This window comes from Streptomyces solincola (genome assembly GCF_002982015.1).
Classification (GTDB): Bacteria; Actinomycetota; Actinomycetes; order Streptomycetales; family Streptomycetaceae; genus Streptomyces; species Streptomyces solincola.
The window spans coordinates 1-7,786 of record NZ_PVLV01000379.1 but is presented as its reverse complement, the minus strand read 5'-3'; the positions used below and the strand labels follow the sequence as shown (position 1 = coordinate 7,786).

At 74.4% G+C, this 7,786-nt stretch carries 7 protein-coding genes; 5 read left to right on the top strand and 2 right to left on the bottom strand.

Features of this window, described 5'->3' with window-relative positions:
* A partial coding sequence (locus C6N75_RS22160) for a ribonuclease domain-containing protein (protein ID WP_105870659.1) occupies nt 1-337 on the top strand: 337 nt, incomplete at its 5' end.
* Nucleotides 338-397: 60 nt separating this feature from the next.
* On the opposite strand, the gene C6N75_RS22155 is transcribed toward C6N75_RS22160, so the two are convergent.
* Complete coding sequence (locus C6N75_RS22155) at nt 398-1,267, bottom strand: hypothetical protein (RefSeq protein WP_105870658.1); 870 nt, start codon at nt 1,265-1,267, stop codon at nt 398-400.
* A 298-nt stretch (nt 1,268-1,565) separates the two neighbouring features.
* Here C6N75_RS22155 and C6N75_RS22150 point away from each other — a divergent pair, with 298 nt between their 5' ends.
* Nucleotides 1,566-2,339 (top strand): S1 family peptidase, encoded by a 774-nt coding sequence (locus tag C6N75_RS22150; RefSeq protein ID WP_105870657.1) that lies wholly within the window; start codon nt 1,566-1,568, stop codon nt 2,337-2,339.
* Nucleotides 2,340-2,421: 82 nt separating this feature from the next.
* Here the strand turns inward: C6N75_RS22150 and C6N75_RS22145 are convergent, their stop codons facing one another.
* Nucleotides 2,422-4,200 (bottom strand): glycoside hydrolase family 35 protein, encoded by a 1,779-nt coding sequence (locus tag C6N75_RS22145; RefSeq protein ID WP_105870656.1) that lies wholly within the window; start codon nt 4,198-4,200, stop codon nt 2,422-2,424.
* A gap of 253 nt (nt 4,201-4,453) precedes the next feature.
* On the opposite strand from C6N75_RS22145, the gene C6N75_RS22140 reads away from it, so the two are divergent.
* The 3 genes from C6N75_RS22140 to pepN all read left to right on the top strand — a co-directional run.
* Nucleotides 4,454-5,326 (top strand): helix-turn-helix domain-containing protein, encoded by an 873-nt coding sequence (locus C6N75_RS22140; protein WP_258177542.1) that lies wholly within the window; start codon nt 4,454-4,456, stop codon nt 5,324-5,326.
* Between the two features lie 209 nt (nt 5,327-5,535).
* The gene (locus C6N75_RS22135) at nt 5,536-5,886 is read left to right on the top strand and encodes a chorismate mutase (protein WP_105870654.1); all 351 of its coding nucleotides are present in this window, start codon (nt 5,536-5,538) and stop codon (nt 5,884-5,886) included.
* A gap of 338 nt (nt 5,887-6,224) precedes the next feature.
* Nucleotides 6,225-7,786: aminopeptidase N (gene pepN, locus C6N75_RS22130; RefSeq protein ID WP_105870653.1), on the top strand; the 1,562-nt coding region annotated here is incomplete at its 3' end.

Genomic DNA, 7,786 nt, shown 5'->3' with positions numbered 1-7,786 from the left:
CGCCCCCGCCGCCCCCGGCGCCGCCGTCTCGGCCACCGCCGTCCGCGCGGCGGCGGTCGGCGAGATCTGCTCCTCCGCGCTGCCCGCCCAGGCGCACGACACCCTCGACCTGATCGAGGCCGGCGGCCCCTACCCGTACGAGCAGGACGGCACCGTCTTCCAGAACCGCGAGGGCATCCTGCCGAGCCAGTCCACCGGCTACTACCACGAGTACACGGTCGTCACCCCGGGCGCGGACAACCGGGGCGCCCGGCGCATCGTCACCGGCAGCTCGGCGGAGGACTACTACACCGCCGACCACTACGCCTCCTTCGACCGGGTGGACCACGGCTGCTGAGCCCGCGTCACGGCCGAGAGCGCCGGGCGGAGCTGCGTCCGCCCGGCGCCCGGCGTCCGCTCAGGTGTCGCACTCCAGCACCGTGCGGCACAGCCCGCAGCGGACGCGCATCCGGCCCCGCACCGGGACCCGGATGCGCTGGCAGCAGGTCGGGCAGGGGAACACCACCCGCACCGGCGCCGGGCCGTCCCCCGGCTCGAACGCGTACGGCGCGACCGGCGTGCCCGGGTGCTCGCGGGCGTGCCGGCGGTCCTTCGCGTACCGGTGCCGGCCCGCCCAGCCCGCCGCGGTCAGCGGCGGCTGCCGCCGGTCCAGCAGCGCCCTGGCCCGCCCCTCGGTGTACGCCCGGTACCCCTGCGGGCTGGTGAACCACGGCGAGGGGTCCTCGTCGAACGCCAGCGACCGCTTGGCCAGGACGTAGCCGAACTCCTCCGGCGTCAGATAGCCCAGCTTCTGGCTGGAGAGCGCGTCCTGGCGGTAGGCGTCCAGCAGCAGCCAGCCCGCGCCCAGGTAGGTGGTCACCGTGTCGGTGAGGATCTCGTTGTCCCGGGTGCCGGGGAAGGCCAGATCCAGCCGGTGCAGCAGCACATGGGTGATCTCGTGGGCCAGGGCGGCCCCGATGTCCCGCCGATGGGTGCGGAACCGGTCGTTCAGCTCGACGAAGTACTCCGGCCCGGCCGCCGGCTCCACGCTCGCCGCGTGCTGCATCTCCCGGAAGCCGACGATCACCCGCGCGTCCGGCAGCCGCAACTGCCGCACCAGCGCGTGCGCCACCCGCTGGGCGCCCAGATGCAGGTCGTCAACGTCGGCGAAGGCCACGTCGGCCGGCGCGACGCTGCTCGCGTACGCGTACAGGCCCTCCTGGGTCAGCCGCCGGTGGAGCGCGGTGATCGCCGCGCGGACGGTGTCCAGGTGCGGGAAGCCGCGCACGACCTCGCCGGCTCCGCCACCGGCCCCGCTGCCGCCACCACCACCGGTGGCTCCGCTGCCGCCGTGCTCGCTCCTGCCGTTCGCCACGTCCAGCTCCCATGCCGTGCGCCGCGGTCCGGCTGTCCACTCTACGAGCCCGCGGCGCGGCGCGGATGGCTGAAAACACCGCCTTGTGGCGCGCGTCTCACCCTCTCCATAATCCTGGGCACGCCTTGACGAGCCCATGCCATCCCGAACTGCCGCGGCCGGGGCTCCGAGACGCGTGACAGAGCATCAACCCCCCACGAAAGGCAGTACCGTGAAGTCGATTCTGCGTGCGTTCAAGAGATGTGCCGTCATCGGCGCCGTCGCTCTCGCCGCCGTCAGCCTCCAGCCGGTCAACGCCTCCGCCGCTCCCGCTCCCGTCGTCGGTGGAACGCGCGCCGCCCAGGGTGAGTTCCCCTGGATGGTCCGCCTCTCCATGGGCTGCGGCGGCTCCCTGCTCACCCAGCAGATCGTGCTCACCGCCGCCCACTGCGTCGGCGCCTCCGGCAACAACACCAGCATCACCGCCACCGCCGGCCACGTCGACCTACAGAACTCCAGCACCATCAAGGTCCGCTCCACCAAGGTCCTGCGCGCCCCCGGCTACAACGGCAGCGGCAAGGACTGGGCGCTGATCAAGCTCGCCCAGCCGATCAACCTGCCCACCCTGAAGATCGCCGAGACCACGGCGTTCAACTCCGGCACCTTCACCGTCGCCGGCTGGGGCGCCAACCGCGAGGGCGGCAGCCAGCAGCGCTACCTGCTCAAGGCGAACGTGCCGTTCGTCTCCGACGCGAGCTGCCAGCAGTCCTACGGCGGCGAGCTGATCCCGTCCGAGGAGATCTGCGCCGGCTACGCCCAGGGCGGCACCGACACCTGCCAGGGCGACTCCGGCGGCCCGATGTTCCGCCGGGACAACGCGGGCGCCTGGATCCAGGTCGGCATCGTGAGCTGGGGCCAGGGTTGCGCCCGGCCGAACTACCCCGGTGTCTACACCGAGGTGTCCACCTTCGCCTCCGCGATCAAGTCCGCCGCCGCGACCCTCTAGCGGCAGCAGCCGGCAGTGGTACGGGGGAGGGGCGGCGTCCGACGGGCGCCGCCCCTCCTCTTCGCCGTCCGGCCGGCGTCGGTCAGGCCAGCGCCACCGCCGAGCCCGCGCCCTCCAGCTCCAGCACCCACACCTCGTTGCCGCCGGCCACGAGCACCGGGCCCGGCACGAAGAGGGCGCTCTGCGGGCCCTCCGCCCAGTACCGGCCCACGCAGAAACCGTTCACCCAGACGAAGCCGCGCACCCACCCCGGCAGTTCCAGCCAGGCGTCCCCGGGCGCGCCGCCGACCTCCAGCGCCACCCGGTACAGCCCCGGAGCGCCCCGTTCCGCCGCCGCCGGATCCGGCGGCCGGCCGGGCAGCTTCGCCACCGCGTCCGCCGTGAACGCGTCCAGCCGCAGCCCCCGGGCCCGCACCCCGTGCACGTACTGCCGCTCGTGGCGCACCCCGTCCGCGATCCCCTTGGGCTCGCCCAGCCTCGGCCCGTAGTTCACCCGCCCCAGAGACTCCACCCACAGCTCCACCTCCGCCGGCCCCGCCACCGGCTCCGGCAGCGCCGCCTCGCCCAGCGGACCCGCGCCCACCAGCATCCCGGCCCGCACCCCGTCCACGTACACCAGCGCCCGGTCCCGCAAACCGGTCACCGACAGCGGATACGGCACACGCGGCCCGGGCAGCCGCAGCCGGTAGCGCACCAGCCCGCGATCCACCCCCAGCTCCTCGAACGTCGGCGGAAGAGGACCCTCCCACTCCGCGTCGCCCAGCGACTCCAGCACGTCCGGCAGCGGCGCCCACTCGCGTACCACCGCCTCCGCCGGCCCGGACAGCTCCGCCGGCGGCGCCGGGACCTCCGGCAGCGGCCCGTCCCCGGGCGGCCGGTAGCGCTCCAGCACCGAGCGGAACGCCCAGAACTTCTCCGTCGGCCGCCCCGCCTCGTCGATCGGCGCGTCGTAGTCGTAGGAGGTCACCGTCGGCTGCAACGGCCCGTCGTGCAGCGGTCCCGCCCGGTTCGCCCCCGCCCAGCCGGCGAAGTTCGTCCCGCCGTGCGCCATGTAGACGTTCACCGACGCCCCGCGCTCCAGGATCTCCGCCAGCGCCCGCGCCGCGTCCGCCGCCGGCCGCACCACCTGCTCCTCGCCCCAGTGGCCGAACCAGCCGCACCAGAACTCCATGCACATCAGCGGCCCGGCGGGCTGGTGGCGGCGCAGCACCTCGAACGCCGCCCGCGCCCCCGACCCGAAGTTGACCGTCGCCAGCACCCCGGGCACCGAACCGCCGGTCAGCATGTGGTCCTCCGGCCCGTCCGAGGTGAACAGCGGCACGCTCACCCCGCACGCCGCCAGCAGCTCCACGACCCGCCGCAGATAGCCCTGGTCCGAGCCGAAACTGCCGTACTCGTTCTCCGCCTGCACCATCAGCACCGGGCCGCCCCGGTCCACCTGCCGGGCCGCCACCTGCGGCATCAGCGCGCCGAACCAGCGCTCCACATGCCCCAGGTAGGCGGCGTCGTCCGTCCGCACCCGCCGCCCCAGCCTCCCGGTCAGCCAGGCCGGCAGCCCGCCGTTCTCCCACTCGGCGCAGATGTACGGGCCCGGCCGCACGATCGCCCACAGCCCCGCATCGGCCACCGCGTCCAGGAACCGCCCCACCGCGCCCAGGTCCCGGTGGCGGCCCGGCTCCGGCTCGTGCAGGTTCCACGGCACGTACGTCTCCACGCAGTTCAGCCCCATCGCGCGGAGCATCGCCAGCCGGTGCCCCCACTGCTCCTCGTGCACCCGGAAGTAGTGCAGCGCCCCCGACAGCAGCCGCACCGGCTCCCCGTCCAGCAGGAAGTCCCGCTCACCCACCGTGAACTCCGCCACGATCGCCCCTCTCCCTCCCACCTCTCACTGCACGCGTCTCGCGTGATCAACCCTCGCCCTCTGGCGGCCGGGCGGTCCATGGACAAAGATCGGCGCTGTTTGGACCCACGAGCAGGACGCGTGACGTCCGCGGCGCGCCAGCGGGGCGCGCGGGACGCGGGGCGCACGCGGTCGGATGCACGAGCCGGCGTACGAGATCGGATGCACGAGCCGGCGTACGAGGTCGGGAGGCGCGGTGACGTACCACACCTGGATGCGCTTCTTCACGCCCAGCCCGCTGCACCAGCGCCTCGGCCTGGTCTGCCTCGGCGTCGGTCTCCAGCACGGCGCCCTGCCCACCGTCGGCCCGCGCACCCTGGACCACCACGTCGCCGTCGTCGTCAGCGCCGGCGGCGGCTGGTACCGCACCCCCGACGGGCGCCGCACCACCGTCACGGCGCCCGCGCTGCTGTGGCTCACCCCCGGCGTCCCCCACCACTACGGCCCCGACCCGGCCACCGGCTGGGACGAGGGCTTCGTCGACTTCGCCGGGCCCGCCACCGCCACCTATGCCGAGCTGGGCTACCTGGAGCCCGACCGGCCCGTCGTCCCCCTCGCCGACGCCGGCCCCGCCCGCGCCGTCATCGCCCGCATCGCCCGGGCCGCCCGCCGCGGCAACCCCCTGCTGGAGGTGGAGACCGCCGCCGCCGTCCACGAACTCCTGGTCACCCTGCGCCGCGCCCGGGCCGGCGCCACCGCCGACGGCGACCCGGTCCTGGAGGCCCTGGCCCGCGACGCCTGCCGTCCGCTCACCGTCGCCGAGCACGCCGCCCGGCACGGCATGACCACCGCCGAGCTGCGCACCGCCGTGCGCCGGGCGGCCGGGTGCAGCCCCAAGGACTACCTGCTGTCCGTCCGGCTCGGGCGGGCCAAGGAGCTGCTCGCCGGGACCGACCTGCCGGTCGCCGCGGTAGCCCGGCGTGTCGGCTACGACGATCCCGCCTACTTCTCCCGGCTGTTCACCCGGCGCGTCGGCACCGCCCCGGTCCGCTTCCGCGAGCAGCAGCGGCACACCGTGCCCGGCGGCTGGAGCGACCGGGTCCCGGATGCCGAACACCCCGCGACGGTCATCACCGGTCACGTCTAAGCTCGCAGGTCATGAGCACCAGCAAGACCGACGGGACCGGCCACGACGGACACGGCGGGGAGGGCCGGGCGGCGGGGGCCGGACAGAGGACCCCCCGCGCCGAGCGGGACGCAAGCGAGCTGCGGGACGCGCGGGACGCGCGAGACGCAGGTGACGCGAGCGATGTGCGGGATGCACGGGACGTGGGCGATGCGCGAGATGCACGTGACATGGGCGATGTGCGGGGCGTGAGCGACCCGGGGGACGTGCGGGACGCGCAGGCGGAGCTGGACCGGCTGCGCCAGAGCATCGACAACATCGACGCCGCCGTCGTCCACATGCTGGCCGAGCGCTTCAAGTGCACCCAGCAGGTCGGCCATCTCAAGGCCGAGCACCACCTGCCGCCCGCCGACCCCGACCGGGAGTCCCGGCAGATCGCCCGGCTCCGCCAGTTGGCCGAGAGCGCCCACCTCGACCCCGCGTTCGCCGAGAAGCTGCTCAACTTCATCATCGCCGAGGTCATCCGCCACCACGAGACCATCGCCGCCACCACCCCGGACCCGGAGGACACCGGCGACTAGCCCGTGCCCGCCGCCCCCGGCTCCCGGGCCCGCGCCTTCCGCCTGCCCCGTCCCCGGGGGGGCCTGTTGCCTCCTGCCCGCGCGGCCCGTTCCCCCCGGGCCTGCGCCTTGCGCCCGCGCCGCCCGCTCCCGCTCCCGGGGGCTGCGCCTCCTGCCCACGCCGCCCGCTTACGCCCCCGGGGGCTGCGCCTCCTGCCCGCGCGGCCCGCTCCCGCGCCCGGGCCTGCGCCTCCTGCCAGCGCTCCCCTCGCGCGCCCCGCGAGCTGGTGCAAGCCCCCCGCCCGGTTCTCGGGCGAACCCCATCGCCCGGCGCCCACCCCATCGGGCAGCATGGCCCCATGCCCGTACTGACGCGCGACGAAGCGCAGACCCGTGCCCAGCTCCTGGACGTCCACCGGTACACCGTCGACCTCGACGTGACAGGCGGAGACGACACCTTCGAGTCGTCCACCACCATCCACTTCACGTCCCGGGCCGCCGGCGCCACCTTCGTCGAGCTCAAGCCCGCCATCCTGCGCGCGGCCGTCCTGGACGGCGAGCCGCTGGACCCGGCGGCCCTCGACGGCGACCGCTTCCCGCTCACCCTCACCGAGGGCGAGCACACCCTCCGCGTCGAGGCCGCCATGCGCTACTCCCGCACCGGCGAGGGCATGCACCGCTTCACCGACCCCAGCGACGGCGAGACCTACCTCTACACCCAGCTCTTCCTCGACGACGTGCAGCGCGTCATCGCCGCCTTCGACCAGCCCGACCTCAAAGCCGTCTTCGAGGTCACCGTCACCGCCCCCGAGCACTGGACCGTCCTCGCCAACGGCGTCACCACCCGCACCGCCGACGGCCGCTGGCAGGCCGCCGCCACCCCGCCGATCTCCACCTACCTGCTCGCCGTCGCCGCCGGCCCCTGGCACTCGGTGCGCACCGAGCACGCCGGACTGCCCTTCGGCATCCACTGCCGCCGCTCCCTCGCCCCCCACCTCGACGCCGACGCCGACGAGATCCTCGACACCACCAAGCGGCTCTACGACCAGTACCACCGCAAGTTCGACGAGCCCTACCCCTTCGACTCCTACGACCAGGCGTTCGTCCCCGAGTTCAACGCCGGCGCCATGGAGAACCCGGGCCTGGTCACCTTCCGCGACGAGTTCGTCTACCGCTCCGCCGTCACCGACACCGAGCGCGCCACCCGCGCCATGGTCATCGCCCACGAGATGGCCCACATGTGGTTCGGCGACCTCGTCACCCTCGCCTGGTGGGACGACATCTGGCTCAACGAGTCCTTCGCCGAGTACATGGGCTACCAGACCCTCAACGAGGCCACCACCCGCTACCCGGACGTGTGGACCGAGTTCGGCGTCGCCCGCAAGGCCTGGGGATACGACGCCGACCAGCGCCCCTCCACCCACCCCGTCGCCCCCGACCCGGACGCCGTGCCCGACACCGCCTCCGCACTGCTCAACTTCGACGGCATCTCCTACGCCAAGGGCGCCTCCGCGCTGCGCCAGCTCGTCACCTGGATGGGGGAGAAGGAGTTCATCGCCGGCATCAACGCGCACTTCGCCCGCCACCGCTTCGGCAACGCCACCCTCGCCGACTTCCTCGACAACCTCGCCACCGCCACCGACCGCGACGTCCACGCCTGGGCCCGGACATGGCTGCGCACCACCGGCGTGGACACCCTCACGCCCGCCTACCACCCGGCCGACGCCACCCTCACCGTCGACCACGCCGGCAGCCGCCCGCACCGCCTCGCCCTCGGCGTCTACGACCAGGACCTCGCCGACCCCCACCGCCTCGTGCTGCGCGAACGCACCGAGACCGACCTGCCGCTGACCGCGCCCCTCGCGATCCCCGGCCCCCGCCCCGCCCTCCTCGTCCTCAACGACGGCGACACCACCTACGC

Coding starts and splice junctions, on each gene's coding strand:
- C6N75_RS22135 (WP_105870654.1), top strand. CDS start 5,536: ATGGGCGATGTGCGGGGCGTGAGCGACCCGGGGGACGTGCGGGACGCG.
- C6N75_RS22140 (WP_258177542.1), top strand. CDS start 4,454: ATGCGCTTCTTCACGCCCAGCCCGCTGCACCAGCGCCTCGGCCTGGTC.